We start from the raw sequence: 533 nt of genomic DNA, 5'->3' as shown, positions 1-533 counted from the left end.
TTCGGTGGTGTGGCTGGCCTACGGCATGCGCCTGATCTCGACCGCGCTGCTGCAGGTCGGACCGGAACTGGAAGAGGCGGCGCGCGCGGTCGGCGCATCGCGCGGCCAGGTAACGCGCGACGTCACCATCCCGCTGGTCAAGTATGGCTTGCTGGGGGCATGGCTGATGGTATTCCTGATCTTCGAGCGCGAATACTCGACCGGGGTGTACCTGCTGTCGCCGGGCACCGAGGTGATCGGTGCCATGCTGGTGTCGCTGTGGGCGACCGGCGCAACCGACATCGTGGCCGCGCTCTCCTTTATCAATGTCGCTCTGGTGGCGGTGGGCCTGGGTATCGCGCTGCGCTTCGGCGTGAAGCTGCACAACTGAGACTATGACTATGAAACGAGACATCATCATGAACGAACTGACCGTCAACGAGCTGCACCTGGACTACGGCACCGGCGCGCACGCCAACCAGATCCTGAAGGGCGTGTCCATGCACCTGCAAAAAGGCGAAGTGGTGGCGCTGCTTGGCCCGTCGGGCAGCGGC

Annotated in this window: 1 protein-coding gene and 1 pseudogene; both read left to right on the top strand. The window is 64.2% G+C overall.

The annotated features are described in order from the left end of the window. Window positions 1-370: ABC transporter permease subunit (locus ABWW33_RS33015; RefSeq protein WP_353405628.1), on the top strand; the 370-nt coding region annotated here is incomplete at its 5' end. 28 nt (window positions 371-398) lie between these two features. After that, a pseudogene (locus ABWW33_RS33010) lies at window positions 399-533 on the top strand (ABC transporter ATP-binding protein); the annotation flags it as partial.

Origin of the sequence: Duganella hordei, from assembly GCF_040369125.1 — a bacterium.
Taxonomy (GTDB): Bacteria; Pseudomonadota; Gammaproteobacteria; order Burkholderiales; family Burkholderiaceae_D; genus Rugamonas; species Rugamonas hordei.
This window is presented reverse-complemented; position numbering and strand designations above follow the sequence as displayed.